Raw genomic sequence first — 20309 nt, 5'->3', positions numbered from 1 at the left:
CGCTCTCAACCCACTCTTTCCTTGAGGGTGAACAGGCCCTGCGGACGGAACACCATCACCACCAGGATCACGAGAAATCCGATCGCATCGCGGTAGGCGGTGGAGATGTAGCCCGCGCCGAACTCCTCGATCAGCGCCAGCGCGAAGCCGCCCAGCGCGGCGCCGGCCAGGTTGCCCAGGCCCCCCAGGATCACGATGGCGAAGGCCTTCAGGCTGGCCAGGTCGCCCATGGTCGGATTGACCACGAACACCGGTGCCAGCAGCGCGCCGGCCACCGCCGCCAGGCACGAGCCCAGCGCGAAGGTCAGCGTGTAGATGCGCGAAACATTGACGCCGACGATCTTGGCCGCGTCCTTGTCCTGGAAGGTGGCACGCATGGACAGGCCCAGGCGCGAGCGTTCGATCAGCAGGTAGAAGGCCACCAGCAGCACCAGCGCCGTGGCCAGCACGAACAGCCGGATCGGCGAGACCGAGACCGCGCCGAACACGATGGGCTCCTGCGAGAACGGCGAGGGCACGGCCTTGGCCACGCCGCCCCAGGCCAGCAGCTCGGCGTTCTGCAGCACGATCATCACGCCGATCATGATCAGCATGACCTCGTCGATGGCCGCGAGGTTGCGCCGGCGCAGCAGCAGCCACTCGATGGCCGCGCCGGCCACCAGGCCGACCGCGGCGGCCATCAGCACCGAGCCGAAGTAGTTCAGGCCCAGCAGCGAGACGAAACCGAAGGCCACGTAGGCACCCAGCGTGTACAGCTCGCCGTGCGCCATGTTGACCACCTTCATGATGCCGAAGATCAGCGTGAGGCCGATCCCGAGCAGCGCGTAGGTGGCCCCCAGCACGAGGCCGTTGAGCAGGTGTTGGAGAAACTGGTCCACGGGGTGCCCTGTGCCTTCTTCTTACTTGACGGAGACCTGGCCGTCCTTGAGTTCCACCACGTAGATGGCGGGCTCGTTCTGGCCGCTTTCCTTGCCGGCCGGGCCTTCCTTGACGAAGCCCACGTCGCCGTTCACGCCCTTGACCTTGACCTTCCACAGCGCGTCGCGGATGGCGGTCGGTTCGGCCTTGCCGGCGATCTTGATGGCTTCGACGATGGTCAGGATGCCGTCATAGCCGCGGAAACCCTCGGTCTGGCCGGCGAAGTCGAGCTTGCGCGCATCCCAGGCGTCCGCGAACTCCTTGGCCACCTCGGGGTACTGCGCGCGCTTGACCTCCCAGGGTGCGAAGAACAGCAGGTGCTGGCTCGCGTAGCCCTTGGGGCCGGGCGTCTTGAGCAGCGGCTCGGGGAAAGAGCCGCCCGTGGTGATGATGCGCTGCGGCAGGCGCTGCTCGCCGGCCTGGCGGATCGCCAGCGTGAGCTGCTCGATGCCCGAGGTCACGATCACCGTGTCCGAGCCCGTGGCCTTCAGCGCGGCCAGCTGGGCCGACAGGTCGGTCGCGTCGGGCGCCATGGTCTCGGTGCGGCCCACGGCCACGCCCTTGGCCTCGAACATCTTCTTGAACTCGGCCGCGGCGCCCAGGCCCCAGTCGTTGTTGACCGACAGGAAATCGACCTTCTTGATCGCCGGCGCGAAGGAGTCGATCTTCTTGCCGAAGGCGCTGGCCTCCATGGCCGAGGTCGGGCTGATGCGGAAGATCCAGGGGTTGCCGGCCGTGGTGATCTTGCCCGACGAGGCGGTCTCCACCACCATGGGCACGCCGTACTCCATGAGCTTGGGCATCACGGCGAGCGTGAAGGTGGAGCTCCAGGCGCCCATGATCACGGGCACCTTGTCTTTCAGGATCAGCTTCTCGGCCGAGTTGACGGCCTCGCGCGGGTTCGACTTGTTGTCCTCGATGACGAGCTCGATGGGCTTGCCGAGCACGCCGCCCTTCTTGTTGATGACCTCGGCCGCGATGCGCGCGCCGTTGGTCACGTAGGTGCCGGAGGCGGCGACCGGGCCGGTCAGCGGCTGGGAGACGCCGATCTTGATGGTGTCCTGCGCGAACGCGGGCACGGCGAGGGCAACGAGGGCCGCGGCGGCCAGCGCGCTGCGCAAGGTGATGGGCGAGGTCATGGCGATGCTTCCTTGGGGACGGTTGGGAAATGGGGTCGGTCAGCCGCGGCGCGCGAACAGGCCACGGAACCAGAGCTTGAGAACGCTCCAGAGGTCGATGGCCGCGGCCGGTGCGGCCGGTGCAGGCGCGGCGGCGCGTGGCGCGGCTGGCGGGACGGGTGAGGGAAAGACCGTGGGTGCGCAGGCCACCGAAGCCTGGGCCGCCTGCGACTCCACGGTGTGCGGGGCTTCGCGCGGCACGTCCACGGCCTGCGGCAGCCGGGCTTGCAGGTTGTCGGCGAACTGCTTGGTCAGCTGCTCGGCCAGCGCGCGCACGATGCCCTCGCGGCTGAACTGCGCGAGCGAGCCGGTGATCGAGAACGCCACGGACAGGGTCACGCGCGTGCCCACGGCATCGGGCAACAGCGCAAAGCTGGCCTGGCCCTTCACGCGGCTGCTGGTCTTGGCGTCGACGGCACCGCCGGCGAAGCTGCCGCTCTGCGCCGCCTCGTCCAGCACCAGCTGGCCCTGCCCCGCGAAGCCGGCCGCGATGGGGCCGAGCTTGACCTTGAACAGCAGCGGGATCTCGGCGCCCTCGGTGAGTTCTGCGCCCGGCTTGATGGACGCGCCGGGCAGGCACTCGACCATCAGCCGCACATCGTGGAAGGCCTGCCAGACGCGCGCCGGCTCGGCCGCCAGCGTGAAGGATTGCTCAAGCTGCATGCGCAGTCTCCGGATGGGGTTGGGAAAGACGCTCGCGCAGCACGCGCTGGATCGCCTGCACGATGCCCTGGTAGCCCGTGCAGCGGCACAGGTTGCCGGCCAACTCCTCGCGGATGCGGGCCTCGTCGGCGTGCGGCAGGCGCAGCACGATGTCGCGCGCCGTCATCAGCATGCCGGGCGTGCAGTAGCCGCACTGCAGCGCGTGCTCGGCGGAGAAGGCCGCGCGCAGCTGGGCCATCACGGCGTCGTCGTCGAAGGCCTCGAGCGTGCGCACCTGGCGGCCGACGAAGCGCACGGCCGACTGCAGGCAGCTGCGCTGCGGCGCGCCATCGACCTCAACCGTGCAGGCGCCGCACACGCCATGCTCGCAGCCCAGGTGCGTGGCCGTGAGGCCGCAGTGCTCGCGCAGCGCGTCGGCCAGGTGGGTGCGCGGCTCCAGCTCGAGCTGGTGGTTGCGGCCGTTGACGGTGAGCGCGATGCGCGCGGTGGCGACTGGCGGGAATTCGAGGAAGGGGGTGTTCATCGCGGCGTCTCCAGGTCGCGCAGGGCCAGCCGCAGCATCTCGGCCAGCATGGATTGGCGGGTGGCGTCCAGGCCCAGGTCCTGTTCTTCGAGCCAGCGCGCGAGCGCGGCATCGGAGGCCAGGCGGGCCAGCAGGCCGGCCTGCTCGACCACACGCGGCGCGCCGTCCAGCGCGCCGAGCACAAGGCGCTCGGTGCCATCCAGCGGATCGACCAGGCAGGCGGCCAGCGCGTTGGCGAACTCGCCGGTCTTGCGGCAGAACTTGCGGTAGGCCCAGCGCGTGGCGGCGGAGCGGCGTGGCACGCGCACGGCGGTCAGCAGCTCGCCCTCGCCCAGAACCGTCTCGAAGGCCGAGGCCATGAAGTCGGCAGCGGGCACTTCGCGCACACCCGTGCGGCCGGCCAGCAGGCAGGTGGCGCCCAGCAGCGGCATGGTGTTGACCCAGTCGGCGGCCGGGTCGGCATGGCACAGGCTGCCGCCCAGCGTGCCGCGGTTGCGCACGGCGCGGTAGGCGATGCCGCGCGCGACGAAGGGCATGAGGCCACGCGTGGGGTCGGGCACGCGGCCGTCCTCGATCTGCGCGTGCGTGACCATGGCGCCGAAACGCACGGCATCGGGCGTCTCGTGCACGGCGCGCAGCTCGGCCAGCGCGTCGAGGTCGAGCAAGGTCTCGGGCTGGGCCAGGCGCAGGTTCAGCATGGCGCCGAGCGACTGGCCGCCGGCGATGGGCTTGACGCCCCAGCCGCCGTCGGCCAGGCGTGTGTTCAAGTCAGCCAGTGCGGCAGGCCGCTCCAGGGTGTAGGCGGCGGCCTTCATGCCTTCGCTCCCGCAGCGGCCAGCGCGGCCAGCACGCGCTCGGGGCTGGCCGGGCATTCGGTCAGCTCGGCACCGAGCGCGAACAGCGCGTCGTTCACCGCATTGATGATGGCGGCCGGCGGCGCGATGGCTCCGCCCTCGCCGATGCCCTTCTGGCCGAACAGCGTGTGCGGGCTGGGCGTCTCCATGTGCAGCACCTTGAGCGGCGGCATCTCGCCGGCACCGGGCAGGATGTAGTCGGCCAGCGTGGAGGCCAGCGGCTGGCCTTCGGCGTCGAACGGCATTTCTTCGTACAGCGCGGTGCCGATGCCCTGCGCCAGGCCGCCGATCAGCTGGCCCTCGACGATCAGCGGGTTCAGCAGCACGCCGCCGTCTTCGCAGATCGCGTAGTCGAGCAGGCGCACCTGGCCGGTGGCGGTGTCGACCTCGACCGCGCAGGCGTGGCAGGCGTAGCTGAAGGTGCCGGTGTCGGGCTGGGTCTTGTAGCCCACCACGGTCTCCAGGCCACCGGGGTCGATGCCGGGCGGGATCTTCTGCGGCGCGCGGTACCAGGTGCGCGCGATCTCGGCCAGCGTCAGCGCGCTGGCGCCATCCGCGGTGCGGAAGCTGCCTCCCTCCAGCCGCAGCGTCTCGGCCGGCGCCTCGAGCAGCACGGCGGCCATGGCGCGCATGCGCTCGGCCAGCGCCTTGGCGGCCGTGCCGACGGCGCCGCCCGACATCACGGCGCAGCGCGAGCCCCAGGTGCCCGTGGAGTACGGCGACTGGGCGGTGTCGCCGTGGACCAGCCGCACCTGGGCGATCGGGATGCCCAGCACGGTGTGCGCGACCTGGGCCATCGAGGTCTCCATGCCCTGGCCGTGCGAGTGCGCGCCCAGGCGCAGCTCCAGCACGCCGTCGGGCGTGAAGCGCGCGGCGCACTGTTCGTAGCCCGGCACCATGGGGATGCCCCAGCCGTGGTAGACCGAGGTGCCGTGCGCGCCCTGCTCGCAGAACACGGCCAGGCCCAGGCCGATGCGACGGGTTCCCGCTTGGGCATGGGCTGCGCGCTGGCGCGTGCGCCATGCATCCCAGTCCAGCGCCGCCACGGCACGGTCCATGGCGGCCTGGTAGTCGCCCGAATCGAACAGCTTGTTCGTGATGTTGGTGTACGGCATGGCGCTGGCCGGCACCAGGCTCCTGGCGCGCAGCGCGTGCGGCTCGATGCCGAGGTCGCGCGCGGCGGCGTCCAGCATCAGTTCCAGCGCGAAGCACACGCCCGTGCGCGCCACGCCGCGGTAGGGCAGGATCGGCGGTTTGTTGGTGGCGGCCGAGCGCGTGCGGCAGCGGAACCAGTCCATCTGGTAGGGGCCGGGCAGGATGGAGCCGACCTGCGCGGCCTCCAGGCAGGCGCTGAAGGGGTAGGACGAGTAGGCGCCGGAATCCACCACCGCGTCGCATTCGATGCCGACCAGCCGGCCATCGGGCTCGACCGTGACCGCGATGTCGTAGGCATGCTCGCGGCAGTTGGCGTTGGCGCTGAGTTGCTCGCGCCGGTCTTCGAGCCAGCGCACCGGCCGGCCCAGGTGCCGTGCCAGCCAGGCGCAGCAGATCTCCTCGGGCAGCAGGATGCCCTTGTAGCCGAAGCCACCGCCCACGTCGGGCGAGACCACGCGCACCTGGCCCTGGTCCAGGCCCAGGCATTCCGCCAGGCCCGTGCGGTTGATGTGCGGCAGCTGGGCGGCGGAGTACATGACGAGCTGGTCCATGCGGTGGTCCCACCAGCACAGAACGGCCCGGCCTTCGAGCGGCGCCATGCACTGGCGCGACGTGCGCAGCTGGCGGCGCACGGTGTGGGCCGGGGCGGTGCTTTCAGCGACGCGCCGGTCCACGTTGGTTTCCGCGAACACGTTGTCGGCCCAATCCTCGTGCAGGCGCGTGGGTGCGGCCATGGCCGCGTGCATGTCGGCCAGCACGGGCAGCTCGGCGTAGTCGACCTCGACCTGGGCCGCGATGTCCTCGGCACGGGCGCGCGTGGGTGCCACGCAGGCCGCGACCAGCTCGCCGACATGCCGGACCTTGTCCTGTGCGAGCGGCCACTGCACCGAGCGCTTGAAGCCCGGCAGCGCCGAGGCCGCCAGGATGGGCTGCGCGCCCACCAGGTCGGCCATGGTGTAGACCATGGCCTCGTAGCCGGCCGGCTTGGCGATGCCGTTGATGCGCGCATGGGCCAGCGGCGCGCGCACGAAGGCCACGTCCAGCATGTCGGGCATGCGGATGTCGCCGACGTACTGGCCGCGGCCCAGCAGCAGGCGCTGGTCTTCCTTGCGCTGCACGCGCTGGCCGATGCCCTGGCCGAGGGCCTGCAGCAGATGGGGCGAGGTGGGTGCGTTCATCGTGGTGTGTGGGGTGGTGCGGTCAGACGCGGGTCTGCCGGTACTTCTCGGTGCGGTAGTCGCCCGAACGCACAGGCGGGTACTTGGCTTGGCCGGGCGGCGCGATGCACTCCACCAGCGCGTCGTAGTTCGGGTGGTGGAAGAAGGCGATGGAGATGCGCTGCGCGGCCGGCCCGGCCTCGGCCGGCGGGTTCACGACGCGGTGCACGTTGGAGACCCAGCGGTCGTTGGTCCAGCGCATCAGCAGGTCGCCGATGTTGACGACGAAGGTGTCGGGCGCCGTCTCCACGGGCAGCCACGCGCCCTGGCGCGTGCAGACCTGCAGGCCGCCGGCGGTGTTCTCGCCGTTCAGGATGGTCAAGAGGCCATAGTCGGTGTGGGCGCCGGCGCGCAGCTGCCCGGGCTCGGGCGCCACCTTCTGCTCGGGGTAGAAGTTGATGCGCATCGCCGTGATGTGGCGATCGATCTTGTCGTCGAAGAAGTCCTCGGGGATGCCCAGCGCGAGTGCGACCAGCGCCATCATCTCGCCCGTCAGCCGCTCCATGTGCGCGTAGTAGGCCGCGGCAACTTCTGCGAAGCCGGCGGGCGCTGCAGGCCAGCGGTTGGGGATGAAGTAGCCGCGGCCCTCCTCGCCCGTGAAGTAGGGTTCGTCGGGCCACTGCTCGCGGCCGAAGTGGTAATACTCCTTGAGGTCGCCGGGCGCGGCGCCCGCATTGCCGCGCGACAGCGCGTCGAAGCCGAGCGCGCGGTAGCCGCGCGGCACGGCTGCGTCCGGCGGCGCCGCCTCCTGCTTGGTCGCCAGCGGCAGGTTGAAGAAGTGGCTGGCATGGCCACGCAGCGTCTCGATCACGGGCAGCGGCACGCCATGGCCGCGGATGGTGAAGAAGCCGATGTCGGTGCAGGCGGCTTCCATCGCACGCGCGGCGCGCAGGCGTTCGTCGGCGCGGCCGTGCAGCGCGGCGGACAGGTCGATGACGGGGATGGATGCCATGGCCGCCTCAGTGGAAGTAGGCACCGCCGTCGACGACGAGCGTCTGGCCGGTGATGAAGGCCGAGGGTGCGTCGGCAAAGAACTCGATGGCGCCGACGAGGTCGTCCGGCAGCATGTCGCGCGCCAAGACACGGCCGCGCAACGAGGGGCCCTTGACGCCCTCGACCAGCACCGGGTTGGCCAGCGCGCCGTCGCTGAGCGTGAAGCCCGGCGCCACGCTGTTGACCAGCACCTTGTGCACGCCGAGTTCGGTGGCCAGCGCGCGCGTGAGCGAGATCACCGCGCCCTTGCTGGCCACGTAGTGCGCCATGCCCGGGTTGCCCTTGAAGGCCACGCCCGAGGAGATGTTGACGATGCGCCCGCCGCCGGCACGCTGGAAGGCCGGCAGCACCGCCTTGCAGGCGAGGAACACGCCGACCACGTTGACGCCGAGCACCTGCTGCCAGTCGGCCACCGTGAGCTGCTCGAAGGGTTTGGGCGTCAGCGAGGAATAGATGCCGGCGTTGTTGACCAGCACGTCGATGCGGCCATACAGCGCCTCGGCCTGGGCCGCCATGGATTCGACCTGCTCGGGCTGAGACACATCGACGGCGACGCCCAGCGCGTCGATGCCCTGACCGCGCAGCCGCTCGGCCGCGGCGTCGGCGCCGCTGCGGTCGGCCACCACCACCTTGGCGCCGCGAGCGCCGAAGCGCTGGGCCACGGCGTAGCCGATGCCCTGTGCCGCGCCCGTGACGATCGCCACCGCTTGTTCCAGACCCATGTTCACCGTGCTCCTGTCAGTTGCACGGGACAGAGCAACTGCCATGCCACTAGCGCATGGTCACGCGGCAGTCATTGATTCAGGTCATTGAAAAACAAGGAAATTTTCACACTCCAACTACGTGGTGCACCACATATATGGGGAGTTTGCCGGCTCTTGGACGCACCGATGTGGCGCGCCGCCAGCCCCGCCAAACCAAAACGGGGCACACCCCAGATCGGCGGCCTTCAGCGCAGCTTCCAGGGCACCACGCTGGTGTCGTTGTGCGACTCCACGAGCTGGATCAGCTGCAGCATGAAACGCTCGCGCTCGCTCTCGGGCAGGTAGGCGATGGTGCGGTCGTGCGCGCGCTGGGCCGCGCCGTCCATGCGCTTGGCCAGCGCGCGCCCCTTGCGCGCGATGCGCACCAGCTTGACGCGCCGGTCGGCGTCGGACTGCCGGCGCTCGACCAGGCCGCGCGCTTCCAGCCGCGGCAGCACCTCGGCCACGCTGGTGCGCTCCAGGCCGACCTCGTAGGCCAACGTGTTCTGGTCCATCTCGCCGTGCTCGGCCAGCACGGTCAGCAGGCTGTACTGCACGGGCGTGACGTTGTACTGCTGGGTTTCCTCGGTGAACAGCCAGGTGTGGATCTGGTGCAGCCGGCGGATCAGGAAGCCCGGACGGGCGAACAGCGCGGAGCGTTCGCAGTAGTGGTCCAACTGGGCCCGCACCGGCAGGGCATCGTTTTCTTCTGTCATGCGCAAAGTCTAGCCGGGCAGGGTTGTGACATACGCACCAGATCGGCGCTCCGGGGCTGGCACAAAATATGCGGCATACCACCTATCAATTCGCACACCCACAACAGGAAGCAGGCAAGAAGATGAGCAGCATGGTTCTGCAGGGCGGTCGGGTGATCGACCCCACCGCCGGCCGCGACGGCCTTTTCGACATTCTGGTGACCGACGGCCGCATCGCCGCCATCGGTACCGACCTGGGCGCCGCCGTGCCGGATGGCGCCCAGCGCGTGGACTGCCGCGGCAAGCTGGTGCTGCCCGGCCTGATCGACACCCACGGCCACGTGTACCAGGGCGTGACGGGCCGCTTCGGCATGAACGCCGACCTGTGCGGCGTGCGCTCGGGCGTGACCACGCTCATCGACCAGGGCGGGCCCAGCTGCATCACGCTGCCGGGTTTTCGCCAGTACGTGGCCGAGCCCTCGCACACGCGCGTGCTGGCCTTCCTGTCGGCCTACCTGGTCGGCGGCCTGGAGGGCCACTACTACCCCGAGATGTACCGGCCCGACTGCCTGGACGTGGACGCCACCGTGAAGTCGGCGCGGCAGAACCGCGACCTCGTGCGCGGCCTCAAGGCGCATGCCGAGATCGGCGGCTTCGCGCGCTGGGGGGTGCAGGTCATGCGCATCGCCTCGCGCATCGGCCGCGAGGCCGAGCTGCCGGTCTACATCCACTTCGGCCAGCTGTGGCCCAAGCCCGAGGCCGGCGGCCTGCCCGTGAACCCCGATTCCATCTTCAACCAGGTGGTGGAGATGCTCAAACCCGGCGACATCCTGGCCCACCCCTTCAGCCGCCACCCGGGCGGCTTCGTCGAGGAAAACGGCAAGCTGCACCCGCTGGTGCCCGAGGCCGTGGCGCGCGGACTCAAGATCGACGTGGGCCACGGTTCGCACTTCAGCTACAAGACCGCGCGCATCGTGCTGGACGCCGGCATCGTGCCCGACACGCTGGGCGCCGACATGCACGGCTACAACACGGCCGTGCCGCAGCCGGCCGGCACGCCGGACAGCCACCCCGACGAGGAAGACCACCTGTTCAAGGGCAGGACACGCTTCAGCCTGACCTCGGCCATGACGAGCATGCTGGCGCTGGGCCTGCCGCTCGCGCACGTGGTCGACATGGTCACGCGCAACGCGGCGCGCATGGTCGGCATGGAAGGCGAGCTCGGCACGTTGAGCGTCGGCGGTGTCGCCGACGTGAGCGTGCTCAACGACGCGCGCGGCCGCTGGCGCATGCCCGACAACGAAGGCACGCAGGTGTTCACCGAGCAGCTGCTGACGCCGGCCTTCTGCCTGCGCGCGGGCCGGCGCTTCGAGGCCGACGCCTCCATCCTGCCGGTGGCGCAAGAAGCATGACGCAGCCCGTCCGTGGCCGCCGCGGCATGGCGGTCGCCCCCCACGCCCTCGCCTCCCAATCGGCCCTCGCGGTGCTGCGCGAAGGCGGCAACGCCATCGAGGCCATGGTGGCCGCGGCCGCCACCATCGCCGTGGCCTACCCGCACATGAACGGCATCGGCGGCGACAGCTTCTGGCTGGTCGGCCTGCCTGGGGCCGGCGGCACCGAGGTGGTGGGCATCGACGCCTGCGGCGCCAGCGCCGCGGCCGTGCGGCGCGAGGATTACGCGGGCCTGCCCGCCATCCCGTTCCGCGGCGGCGCGGCCGCGATCACCGTGGCCGGCACGCTGTCGGGCTGGGAGCAGGCGCTGGCGCTGAGCCGCACGCGGCTGGGCGGGCGCATGCCGCTGGCACGGCTGCTGGAAGATGCCATCGACGGCGCGCGCCACGGCGTGCCCGTGACCGTCAGCCAGCACCGCAACAGCGCCACCAAGCAGGCCGAACTGCAGGGCGTCGAAGGCTTCGCCGAGACCTTCCTGCCCGGCGGCCAGGCGCCGACGGTGGGCAGCCTGTTCCGCCAGCCACGGCTGGCGGCCACCTTCGAACAGCTGGCCCGCGCCGGGCTGGACGACTTCTACCGCGGCGACCTGGCCCGCAGCCTGGCGCGCGACCTGCAGGCCGTGGGCAGCCCGCTGGCGCTGGACGACCTGGCCCAGCACCGCGCCCAACTGCGCCAGCCGCTGCAGCTGGCGCACCGCGCCGGCACCGTCTACAACATGCCGCCGCCCACGCAGGGCTTGGTCTCGCTGATCATCCTCGGCTTGATGGACCGGCTGGGCGTGGAGCGTTTCGACCACCTGGGCGCCGACTACGTGCACGCGGCGGCCGAGTCGGTCAAGCAGGCCTTCGGCGTGCGCGACGGCCACATCACCGACCCCGGCTGCATGACGGTGGACCCGGCCAGCTTCCTCGCGCCTGCCGCGCTGGACGCCATGGCGGCGCGCATCGACATGGGCCGCGCGGCCGCCTGGGGCCAAGGCAAGGGACCGGCCGACACCGTCTGGATGGGCGTGGTCGACGGCCAGGGCAATGCGGTCTCGATGATCCAGAGCATCTACCACGAGTTCGGTTCAGGCGTGGTGCTGGCCGAGAGCGGCGTGAACTGGCAGAACCGCGGCGCCTCGTTCTCGCTGGACCCGGGCCACATCAACACCCTGGCGCCACGCAAGAAGCCCTTCCACACGCTGAATCCGGCGCTGGCGCTGCTGCACGACGGCCGCACCATGGTCTACGGCAACATGGGCGGCGACGGGCAGCCGCAGAGCCAGTCGGCCGTGTTCACGCGCTGCGTGGTACACGGGCTGGACCCGCAGGCCGCCATCGAGGCGCCGCGCTGGCTGCTGGGCCGCACCTGGGGCCAGAGCAGCGATTCGCTCAAGCTCGAAAGCCGCTTTCCCGAGGCCACCGTGCAGGAGCTGCGTGCGCGTGGCCACGCGGTGGAGGTGCTGGGCGCCTTCGACGAGACCTTCGGCCATGCCGGCTGCATCCTGCGCGACGCCGCGGGCACCTGCACCGGCGGATTCGACCCGCGCTCCGACGGCAGCGTGGCCGCGTACTGATGGACACCACGACCGACTATTCCGCCTGGGCCGCGCCCTTCACCGGCGCCGCCTGGCGCAACGTGGTGCGCCGCCGTGTGGCGCTGCCCCACCTGGGCCGTGACGTGCTGCTGCACGCCGGCCCGCCATTCGACGGCCCGCCGCCCGCCCCCGTGCGCCAGGCGGCCGTGCAGGCCCTGCTGTTCGAAGGCCTGGCCGACGACGGGGCTGCTGCCCAGGCGCTGCTGGCCACGGGCGCCGTGCGCCTGCTGCCCGCGCAGGACCACGGTGTGGCCACGCCGCTGGCGCAGGTGGTGTCTGCCGCGATGCCGCTGGCCGAGGTCGGCGACGGCGTCACGCAGGCCTGGGCGCCGCTGGTCGAGGGGCCGCCGCCCGCGCTGCGTTTCGGCACCAGCGACCCGGCTGCGCTGCCGCGCCTGCAGGCCGTCACCGAGCTGGGCTTGCAGCGCCTGGCGCCGCTGCTGCTGGCCCGGCCGCTGGCGCTGGCACCCGTCATCGCCCAGGCCCTGGCCGAGGGCGACGAATGCCATGGTCGCACCGGTGCGGCCAACGCGGCGCTGCTGGCCCGGCTCGACGGCTTGCCGGAGACCGACCGCGCGCTGCTGGCAGGCAGCCCCGGCTTCGTGCTGACCATCCTGATGGCCGCGGCCGCCTGGCGGCTGCGCCAGAGCGGCGCGCCCATCGCGGCCGTGGGCGGCAACGGCCTGCGCTTCGGCCTGCGGCTGCGCGGCGATGCCGGCTGGCGCGCCATCGATGCCGCGCCGCCCACCGGCACGCGCCTGCCCCAGCATGCCGGCGCCACCGCGCTGGGCGCCATCGGCGACAGCGCCGTGCTCGACTTCTGCGGGCTGGGCGGCCAGGCCCTGCCGGCCGCACCGGCCTTGTGCGACGAGTGGCATGCATCGCTGCCAGCCGGTCTGGCCCAGTGCCGTGCGCTGGTGACCGACACCGTCTCGGGCCTGGTCGATCCCGCCCGCGTGGCGGCCAGCGGCCAGCCGCCGCTGGTCAACCTGGCCGTGCTCGACGCGTCCGGCGCGGCCGGGCTGATCGGCCGCGGCTGGTACGCACCCGACCCCTCGCTGTTCTTCCCCGTTCCTGAAAGACCCACGCCATGAAGCTGCCTTCGCTCTTCCGCCTGCGCACCGCCGCCCTGCTCGCGCTGGCCACCCTCGCTGGTGCCGCCGGCGCCCAGCAGCCGGCCAAGCTGCGCTTCGCGCTGGACTGGGTGTTCCAGGGCCCGCAGGCGCCGTTCCTGGTGCCGCACCAGAACGGCTGCTACCAGAAGGCTGGGCTGGACGTGACGACCGACCGCGGCTACGGCTCGGGCGACACCGTGGTCAAGGTCGGCGCCGGTGCCTACGACGTGGGCTTCGCCGACATCAATGCCATGGTCGAGTACAACGCCAAGCAGACCCGGCCCGAGGACCGGCTGATCGCCTTCTTCATGGTGTACGACGGCGCCGCGCTGTCCATCATCACGCGCAAGGACACGGGTGTCGCCAAGCCGGCCGACCTGGTGGGCAAGACCATCGCGGCGCCGCCCGGCGATGCCTCGCGCCGGCTGTTCCCGGCGCTGGCCAAGGCCAACGGCTTCGACGCCAGCGCCGTGAAATGGATGAACGTGGCACCCGAGCTGCGCGAGACCATGCTCGCGCGCAAGCAGGCCGATGCCATCAGCGGGGCGGCCTTCACGGGCTACATGGGCGCGCGCGCGGTCGGCGTACCCAAGGACGAGCTGGTGGTGATGCGCTTCCCGCAGTTCGGCTCCACCTTGTACGGCAGCGCGCTGGTGACCAAGCGCGCGTTCGCCGCCAGCCACGGCCCGGCGCTCACGGCGCTGGCCCAGTGCGTGGCCGAGGGCATCGTGACCAGCATCCGCCAGCCGGCCAGCGCCATCGAGGCCCTGTACCAGCGCGACAAGCTCATCAACCGCGAGGTCGAGCAGGAGCGCCTGCAGCTGTCGCTGGACTGGTCCATCGTGACGCCCTGGACGCGTGCCAACGGGCTGGGCGGCGTCGACCCGGCACGGCTCGGCAGATCGATGCAGGAGGTGGCGGCAGCGCTGGAGATCCCGGCCCCCGACCCGGCCGAGGTGTTCACCGCACAGTACCTGCCGCCGGCCGACAGGCGGGCCGTGCCGAAGTAGCTGTGGCGTCGCAGCGCCGCAACTCGTGCGCGCGCGCGACGCGCCAACTGTTGCAATTCGCGCGCCCACGCGCCAGCATGGCTGCACGGAAGTGTTGGAACATCCGACACAGCGAAAGAGACCGTGCGATGGGCAACGCAATCGAATCTGCAAACGGTCTTTCCAGTTCGGGCGAACCGGCCAGCGCAGCCGCCCGGTTGATCGACCTGCTGCGCATGCCGGCCTGCCTCGTCGGGCCGGACGGTGGCGTGCGCCGCATGAACGCGGCCTGGCTGCGGCTGGCCGGCGCGGTCGTGCGGCCCACCGGAACGCCCTGGGCGCAGCTGATCGATGCACGGGACCGCGACGCCGTGCTGGCGCGGCTGGACAGCGCCGCCGCGGGCGCACCAAGCGCGGGGCTCGAATGCCGGCTCGCCACCGAACAGGGGCCTGCGCGCTGGCATGCGCTGCAGCTGCAGGATGCGCCCGGCGCTGCGGGCTGGCTCTGCCTCGCAACCGACATCCACGACCTCAAGATCGGGATGCTGCAGCTCCAGGCCCAGGCCCGCACCCAGGCGCAGATGCTGGACGCCGGGCCGGACTGCATCAAGCTGCTCTCCGCCGACGGCAGGCTGCTCTACGCCAACCGTGCCGCCTGCACGGCGCTCGGGCTCTGCGCGGGCGGTCCGTTCGGCATGCGCTGGCTCGACCTGCTGCCCGCCGAAGTGCGTCCGCTCGGCGAACAGGCGCTCGCTGCCGCGGGCTCCGGCCGGCCCGCCCGCTTCCCGGGCCGCAGCGTGCTGCCGGGCCTGCAGGCCCGGCATTGGGACAACATGCTCACGCCGGTCCCCGGACCGGACGGCATCGGGCCGGCGATCCTGTGCATCTCGCGCGAGGTGACGCAAGCGCACGAGGCGCAGGAGTCGCTGCGGCGCAGCCAGCAGCGCCTGGCCATGGCGGCCAGCGTCGGCGGATTGGGGGTGTGGGACTACGACATCCGGCAGGACGTGCTGCTGTGCGACGACGCCTGGCACGGCATCATGGGACTGGACCCGGCCACGCCGGTCCGCTCCCTCGCGGCCTTCCGACCCATCATCCATCCCGAGGATGTGGAGCGGGCCACCGAGATCGACGAAACGGCGGCGCAAGCCATCGCCACCCAGGGCCACTACAAGCTCGAGTTCCGCATCGTCCGCCCCGATGGCGAGATCCGCTGGGTGCGCTCGGTGGCCAGCATCCTGCAGGCCGAGGACGGCACGCCGGCACGCGCGATCGGCTTCATCATCGACATCACCGACGCCCGGCAGGGCGAGATGCACCTGCGCGAGACCAACCGCGCGCTCGCCAGCGACAAGCTGGCCCTGCTGCGCCAAAGCCAGGAGGACCCGCTCACCGGCCTGGCCAACCGGCGCGTGCTGGACCAGGAACTGGTGCGCATCTGCGCGCAGGCGCGCGAGGCGGGCGAGGCCGTGACGGTGGCCATGGTCGATGTCGACCACTTCAAGGCCTACAACGACCGCTACGGGCATCTGCACGGCGACGATGCGCTGCGCGGGGTGGCGCGGGCGCTGCAGTCCGTGGCGCGGCACACCGACCTGGTCACGCGCTACGGCGGCGAGGAATTCGTTGCCGTCTTCCCCGGCATCCGACAGCCCGAACCCCTGCTGGAACGCCTGGCGCAGGCGATCGAGGCGCTGGCCCTGCCACACGCCGCCTCGCCGCACGGCCGGCTCACCGCCAGTTGCGGCTGTGCGGTGTTCGCGCCGGGCGCGGAGCTGCGGCCCACGGTGCTGCTGCAGGCCTGCGACGTGGCCCTGTACGAAGCAAAGGCGGCCGGGCGCAACCGGTCCGTCATCCATCTGCGCAGCGACCCGCCGCGCGCCGCAGCGCAGTAGCGGGCGGGCCGCAGGCGAACGCCTGCCGGCCGGTGCGCGGCGGTCCATCCTGGACCCCGGGGATTGGTCCCCAGGCTGCACCATTGAAGCTGGATATATCTTCAGTATTTCGCCGAAAAGCTGTATGCTTGAACAGCCATTCAAGGAGCTTTCGATGGACACCCTGCTCGACACCACCTACCTGGTCGCTCTGGTCGAACCGGCCTTGCCCGAGGCCATCCGCATGCACGCCGAACTGCGCTACTGCCGTGAACTGGAGCGCCGCCTGGGCACGCCCGACGACGTGGCGCACGCGCTGCGCGCGATCGCGCGCGTGGCCGCGCTCGCGGACGAACCCGGCGCCGAGGCCCAGACCCTGCTCGTGCAATGGCGGCTGGCCAACCATGCGGCGCGCCAGCTGGCCGTGCAGGACCTGCCGCAGGCGGCGGCCCAGGCGCGGTTCGAAGTGCGGCTGGGGTAGCGCCCGCATCCACACTTTTGTGGAAAGCCGTCCGGATCGCCTGCAACGGCCTGCGCAAACCCGCGTTGTGCATTGGCGCGGCGATCCCTACATTTGCTCGAATACATTGGTGCAACTTTCGAGCAAAGGGAGCCGCAAGAGCGAGCCATGCGCAGCCCATCCTCCCCGTGGGTCTGGTCCCTCGTCGCGCTGGCGATGGGATGCGCGCTGGCCCTTGCCGAGGCACAGCGCATCGCCGCCGCGCAGCAGGCGATCCGCGAACAGCGCTTCGACAGCCTGGTCGAGCGCGCGACCACCGAGCTGCTCAAGCGCCTGAACGTCTACGAGTACGGTTTGCGCGGCGCGCGCGGCGCGGTCATCGCGGCCGGCAGCGACCAGATCACGCGCGAGCGCTTTCGCCGCTATGCCGAATCACGCGAGCTGGAGCGCGAGTTCCCCGGAGCGCGCGGCTTCGGCTTCGTGCGCCGCGTGCCGCAGGCACAGCTGCCCGATTTCCTGGCGCGGGCGCGCGCGGAGCGGGCCGACTTCAGGGTTCAGCAGCAGGGCCCCCATGGCAACGACCTGCTCGTCATCCAGTACGTCGAGCCCGAGGCCCAGAACCGCGAGGCCATCGGCCTGGACATCGCCTCGGAGGCCAACCGGCGCGAGGCGGCGTTGCAGGCCCTGCGCAGCGGCCAGCCCACGCTGACGCGCCCGGTCACGCTGGTCCAGGCCAGCGGCCAGCCTTTGCAGGGCTTCCTGTTCCTGCTGCCCATCGACACCGCCCAGGATGGCGCGGCCCCGCCGCAGCCCTCCGCGCACACCGCCGCGGGCCTGGCCTACGCGCCGCTCGTGATCCACGAGGTGCTGGCCGGTCAGACGCTGATCCACGACGAACTCTCGCTCGCGCTGTACGACACCGACGGCACGCAGCCACCGCAGCGCTTCTTCGCGGATGCCCACGCCGACGAGGCGGCGCACGCCGGCCTGGTGCGCCGCGTGGCGCTGGCGGTGTACGGCCGCCAATGGATCGCCGAGTTCAAGGCCACGCCGGTGTTCACGGCCCGGCTCAACCTGCCCGCGCCGCGACGCACGGCGCAGCTCATGGTGGGCGCCAGCGTGCTGCTGGCCACCCTGCTCTTTTTCTTCCTGCGCGACCGCCAGCACCGCCGCCAGGCCATGGTGGAGGACGCCCACATGGCGGCCATCGCCGAGAACGCCGGCGACGGCATCGTCGGCCTGGATCCAGAGGGCCGGATCACGCGCTGGAACCGCGCGGCCGAAAGCATCTTCGGCCGCAGCACGGCGCAGGTGCTGGGCCGCCCGCTGCAGGACTTCCTGACCGGCACGGACGGCACCACCCCCGGCCCGCTGTCGCGCACCGCGCGCTCGGAGTTCACGGCACAGCTGCAGCGCGACGGCCGCTCGATCGACCTGGACATCCGCAGCGCGCCCGTGGTGGCCCAGGGCGGCCGGAGCCTGGGCCTGGCCGTCACGGTGCGCGACATCACCGAGCAGTTGCATGCCGACGAACGTTTCCAGCTGGCCGTGGAGGCGGCACCGACGGCGATGCTGATGGTCGATGCGCAGCAGCGCATCGTGCTGGCCAGCCGCAAGGCAGAGGAACTGTTCGGCCACGACGCGGCCGCACTGCGCGACCTGTCGCTGGAGGCGCTGATCCCGGAGCGCTACCGCACCGACCACGCGGACAACGTGGCCGGCTACCTGCGCGCGCCGCAGCCGCGTGCCATGGGCCAGGGCCGCGCGTTGTACGCACGCCACCGCGACGGGCGCGACATCCCGGTGGAGATCGGCCTGAACCCGGTGCGCACGCGCGAAGGGCCGGCCACGCTGGCATCCATCACCGACATCACGCAACGGCGCCAGCTCGAGGTGCAGCTGCAGGCCACGCTGGACCGGCTGCGGCTGGCGGTGGCCGCGGCCGACGTGGGCATCTGGGTCTGGCGGCTCGAAGACGAAGAGATGGAATGGGACGCGCGCATGTTCGAGATCTACGGCGTGCCGCCCGCGCTGCGCGCCGGTGGCGGCTGGGTCGCGTTCTGGCAGTCGCGCGTGCACCCGGACGACCTGCTGGCGCTGCAGCCCGGGCTGGAGCGGCTGCGGCGCGAGGGCGGCACCTACGAAGCCAGCTTCCGCATCACGCGCGCGGGCGAGACGCGCCACATCCAGGCGGCCGCCATCGTCGAGCACGGCGCCAACGGACAGGCGCAACGGCTGGTCGGCATCAACCGCGACATCACGGCGCAGATCACGGCGCAGGACCGCATCCTGGAGCTCAACACCTCGCTGGAGGAACAGGTCGCGCGGCGCACGCAGGAGCTGCACCTGGCGCTGGAGGACGCGCGCCAGGCCACGCGCACCAAATCCGAGTTCCTGGCGAACATGAGCCACGAGATCCGCACGCCCATGAACGCCATCCTGGGCCTGTGCTACCTGCTGGCCGGCCAGCGCCTGCCGGCCGATGCGCAGGCCATGCTGCAGCGCCTGCAGGATGCCGGCCAGGGCCTGCTGGCCATCATCAACGACATCCTGGACTTCTCCAAGATCGAGGCGCACCGGCTGGAGATCGAGCAGCAGCCCTTCGACCTGGGCGCGGTGCTGGACAACCTGGCCTCGGTCATGGCCGCGGCCCGGGGCGACAAGCCGGTGGCGCTCGTCGTGCAACCGCCACCGCCCGGAGCGCGCTACCTGGTCGGCGACAGCCTGCGCCTGGGACAGGTGCTCATGAACCTGCTCAGCAACGCCATCAAGTTCACCGAACGCGGCGAGGTCACGCTGGGCGTGGCGCGCGAGGACGACGGCGCCACGCCGGGCCGGGTGCGGCTGCGCTGGTGGGTGTCCGACACCGGGATCGGCATCGGCCCCGAGCAGCAGGCGCACATCTTCGAAGCCTTCAGCCAGGCCGACAGTTCGACCTCGCGGCGCTTCGGCGGCACCGGCCTGGGCCTGACCATCAGCAGCCACCTGGTGGGCCTGATGGGCGGCAACCTGACCGTCGCCAGCGTGCGCGGCGTCGGCAGCACCTTCAGCTTCACGCTCGATCTCGCCACCACCGCGGCCGAGCGCTGCCCACCGCTGCCCCAGGCGCCGGCCCGCCTGCCTGCAGGCCCCGCGGCACGCAGGCTGCAGGGCATGGCGCTGCTGGTGGTCGACGACAGCGAGATCAACCGCGAGGTCGCGGCCCGCATCCTGGGCGGCGAAGGTGCCACGGTGGCACTGGCCGACGATGGCGGCAGCGCGCTCGCGCTGCTGGCGCAGCGGCCCACGGCCTTCGACGTGGTGCTCATGGACATCCAGATGCCGGGCATGGACGGCTACGAGGCGACGCGGCGCATCCGCGCCTCGCCGGCCCTGCGTCACCTGCCCGTGGTGGCGCTCACGGCCGGCGCCTTCGCATCGCAGCGCAACAAGGCGCTGGCCAGCGGGCTGGACGCCTTCGTCGCCAAACCCTTCCTGGTCGACCAACTGGTGCAGACGCTGCTGCACGTGCGGCGCAGCGGCGATGCCGCGGCGCCGGTGGATTTGCCGCCATCGCGGCCCGGCGCAACGGCGATCGACGTGCAGCGCGGGCTGGCGGTCTACGATGACGCCCCGGCGTTCGCCCGGGCCCTGGGCCGGTTCATGCACCTGCATGGCGACGAGGCGCTGCAGCTGCGCCGCGCCAGCCCGGCCGAAGCGGCGGCGCTGGCACACCGGCTGCGCGGGGCGGCGGCGCAGCTGGGGCTGGTCGACGTGGCCGAACAGGCCGCTGCCTGCGAGCATGCGCTGAAGGGCGGCCGCCCCGCCGACGCCGCGCTGGATGCGCTGGCGCAGGCGATGGCCCAGGCCGGCGCGGCGATCGCCGCCTACACGCGCCAGGCCGCCGGCTGAACGCGCCAGG

General features: G+C 71.6%; 16 protein-coding genes. 7 read left to right on the top strand and 9 right to left on the bottom strand.

Annotation, left to right across the window (positions count from 1 at the left end; genetic code table 11):
* Window positions 1–5: 5 nt before the first annotated feature.
* From ACSQ4M_RS10365 to ACSQ4M_RS10325, 9 genes are all read right to left on the bottom strand, one after another.
* Window positions 6–878 (bottom strand): branched-chain amino acid ABC transporter permease, encoded by an 873-nt coding sequence (locus tag ACSQ4M_RS10365; protein WP_436189449.1) that lies wholly within the window; start codon window positions 876–878, stop codon window positions 6–8.
* A 21-nt stretch (window positions 879–899) separates the two neighbouring features.
* A complete protein-coding gene (locus tag ACSQ4M_RS10360; protein WP_436189448.1) occupies window positions 900–2057 on the bottom strand; it encodes an ABC transporter substrate-binding protein in 1158 nt (385 codons plus the stop codon).
* Between the two features lie 39 nt (window positions 2058–2096).
* A complete protein-coding gene (locus ACSQ4M_RS10355) occupies window positions 2097–2759 on the bottom strand; it encodes an SRPBCC family protein (RefSeq protein ID WP_436189447.1) in 663 nt (220 codons plus the stop codon).
* Window positions 2749–3282, bottom strand: coding sequence for a (2Fe-2S)-binding protein (locus ACSQ4M_RS10350; RefSeq protein WP_436189446.1), 534 nt, complete (start codon window positions 3280–3282; stop codon window positions 2749–2751). The genes ACSQ4M_RS10355 and ACSQ4M_RS10350 overlap by 11 nt, the downstream gene beginning before the upstream one ends.
* Window positions 3279–4097 carry an FAD binding domain-containing protein gene (locus ACSQ4M_RS10345; RefSeq protein WP_436189445.1) on the bottom strand — a complete coding sequence of 273 codons (819 nt, stop codon included), beginning with the start codon at window positions 4095–4097 and terminating at the stop codon, window positions 3279–3281. Before ACSQ4M_RS10345 ends, ACSQ4M_RS10350 begins: the two co-directional genes overlap by 4 nt.
* Complete coding sequence (locus tag ACSQ4M_RS10340) at window positions 4094–6469, bottom strand: xanthine dehydrogenase family protein molybdopterin-binding subunit (RefSeq protein WP_436189444.1); 2376 nt, start codon at window positions 6467–6469, stop codon at window positions 4094–4096. The genes ACSQ4M_RS10345 and ACSQ4M_RS10340 overlap by 4 nt, the downstream gene beginning before the upstream one ends.
* 22 nt (window positions 6470–6491) lie before the next feature.
* Entirely contained in the window at window positions 6492–7460 is a 969-nt protein-coding gene (locus tag ACSQ4M_RS10335) for an isopenicillin N synthase family dioxygenase (RefSeq protein WP_436189443.1), read from the bottom strand.
* Between the two features lie 7 nt (window positions 7461–7467).
* Window positions 7468–8223 (bottom strand): SDR family NAD(P)-dependent oxidoreductase, encoded by a 756-nt coding sequence (locus ACSQ4M_RS10330; protein ID WP_436189442.1) that lies wholly within the window; start codon window positions 8221–8223, stop codon window positions 7468–7470.
* Window positions 8224–8450: 227 nt separating this feature from the next.
* On the bottom strand, window positions 8451–8960 hold the full coding sequence (locus ACSQ4M_RS10325; RefSeq protein WP_436189441.1) for a MarR family winged helix-turn-helix transcriptional regulator: 510 nt from the start codon (window positions 8958–8960) through the stop codon (window positions 8451–8453).
* A 122-nt stretch (window positions 8961–9082) separates the two neighbouring features.
* On the opposite strand from ACSQ4M_RS10325, the gene ACSQ4M_RS10320 reads away from it, so the two are divergent.
* The 7 genes from ACSQ4M_RS10320 to ACSQ4M_RS10290 all read left to right on the top strand — a co-directional run bounded on the left by ACSQ4M_RS10320 (window position 9083) and on the right by ACSQ4M_RS10290 (window position 20299).
* Window positions 9083–10351, top strand: coding sequence for an amidohydrolase/deacetylase family metallohydrolase (locus ACSQ4M_RS10320; protein WP_436189440.1), 1269 nt, complete (start codon window positions 9083–9085; stop codon window positions 10349–10351).
* A complete protein-coding gene (locus ACSQ4M_RS10315) occupies window positions 10348–11949 on the top strand; it encodes a gamma-glutamyltransferase family protein (RefSeq protein WP_436189439.1) in 1602 nt (533 codons plus the stop codon). Before ACSQ4M_RS10320 ends, ACSQ4M_RS10315 begins: the two co-directional genes overlap by 4 nt.
* A complete protein-coding gene (locus tag ACSQ4M_RS10310; protein ID WP_436189438.1) occupies window positions 11949–13064 on the top strand; it encodes an oxamate carbamoyltransferase subunit AllG family protein in 1116 nt (371 codons plus the stop codon). The genes ACSQ4M_RS10315 and ACSQ4M_RS10310 overlap by 1 nt, the downstream gene beginning before the upstream one ends.
* Complete coding sequence (locus tag ACSQ4M_RS10305) at window positions 13061–14095, top strand: ABC transporter substrate-binding protein (RefSeq protein ID WP_436189437.1); 1035 nt, start codon at window positions 13061–13063, stop codon at window positions 14093–14095. Before ACSQ4M_RS10310 ends, ACSQ4M_RS10305 begins: the two co-directional genes overlap by 4 nt.
* Before the next feature lie 128 nt (window positions 14096–14223).
* Entirely contained in the window at window positions 14224–15969 is a 1746-nt protein-coding gene (locus ACSQ4M_RS10300) for a diguanylate cyclase domain-containing protein (RefSeq protein ID WP_436189436.1), read from the top strand.
* Between the two features lie 154 nt (window positions 15970–16123).
* Window positions 16124–16429 (top strand): hypothetical protein, encoded by a 306-nt coding sequence (locus tag ACSQ4M_RS10295; RefSeq protein WP_056662435.1) that lies wholly within the window; start codon window positions 16124–16126, stop codon window positions 16427–16429.
* A gap of 147 nt (window positions 16430–16576) precedes the next feature.
* Window positions 16577–20299, top strand: coding sequence for a CHASE domain-containing protein (locus ACSQ4M_RS10290; RefSeq protein WP_436189435.1), 3723 nt, complete (start codon window positions 16577–16579; stop codon window positions 20297–20299).
* The last annotated feature ends 10 nt before the right edge of the window (window positions 20300–20309 follow it).

Origin of the sequence: Pseudorhodoferax sp. LjRoot39, assembly GCF_964253035.1 — a bacterium.
GTDB lineage: Bacteria > Pseudomonadota > Gammaproteobacteria > Burkholderiales > Burkholderiaceae_C > Pseudorhodoferax.
Note: the sequence above shows the minus strand (reverse complement) of the source record. Positions and strands in the feature narration are given on the sequence as shown.

Coding starts and splice junctions, on each gene's coding strand:
- ACSQ4M_RS10290 (WP_436189435.1), top strand. CDS start 16,577: ATGCGCAGCCCATCCTCCCCGTGGGTCTGGTCCCTCGTCGCGCTGGCG.
- ACSQ4M_RS10305 (WP_436189437.1), top strand. CDS start 13,061: ATGAAGCTGCCTTCGCTCTTCCGCCTGCGCACCGCCGCCCTGCTCGCG.
- ACSQ4M_RS10310 (WP_436189438.1), top strand. CDS start 11,949: ATGGACACCACGACCGACTATTCCGCCTGGGCCGCGCCCTTCACCGGC.
- ACSQ4M_RS10355 (WP_436189447.1), bottom strand. CDS start 2,759: ATGCAGCTTGAGCAATCCTTCACGCTGGCGGCCGAGCCGGCGCGCGTC.
- ACSQ4M_RS10330 (WP_436189442.1), bottom strand. CDS start 8,223: ATGGGTCTGGAACAAGCGGTGGCGATCGTCACGGGCGCGGCACAGGGC.
- ACSQ4M_RS10295 (WP_056662435.1), top strand. CDS start 16,124: ATGGACACCCTGCTCGACACCACCTACCTGGTCGCTCTGGTCGAACCG.
- ACSQ4M_RS10300 (WP_436189436.1), top strand. CDS start 14,224: ATGGGCAACGCAATCGAATCTGCAAACGGTCTTTCCAGTTCGGGCGAA.
- ACSQ4M_RS10350 (WP_436189446.1), bottom strand. CDS start 3,282: ATGAACACCCCCTTCCTCGAATTCCCGCCAGTCGCCACCGCGCGCATC.
- ACSQ4M_RS10340 (WP_436189444.1), bottom strand. CDS start 6,469: ATGAACGCACCCACCTCGCCCCATCTGCTGCAGGCCCTCGGCCAGGGC.
- ACSQ4M_RS10315 (WP_436189439.1), top strand. CDS start 10,348: ATGACGCAGCCCGTCCGTGGCCGCCGCGGCATGGCGGTCGCCCCCCAC.
- ACSQ4M_RS10325 (WP_436189441.1), bottom strand. CDS start 8,960: ATGACAGAAGAAAACGATGCCCTGCCGGTGCGGGCCCAGTTGGACCAC.
- ACSQ4M_RS10335 (WP_436189443.1), bottom strand. CDS start 7,460: ATGGCATCCATCCCCGTCATCGACCTGTCCGCCGCGCTGCACGGCCGC.
- ACSQ4M_RS10320 (WP_436189440.1), top strand. CDS start 9,083: ATGAGCAGCATGGTTCTGCAGGGCGGTCGGGTGATCGACCCCACCGCC.
- ACSQ4M_RS10360 (WP_436189448.1), bottom strand. CDS start 2,057: ATGACCTCGCCCATCACCTTGCGCAGCGCGCTGGCCGCCGCGGCCCTC.
- ACSQ4M_RS10345 (WP_436189445.1), bottom strand. CDS start 4,097: ATGAAGGCCGCCGCCTACACCCTGGAGCGGCCTGCCGCACTGGCTGAC.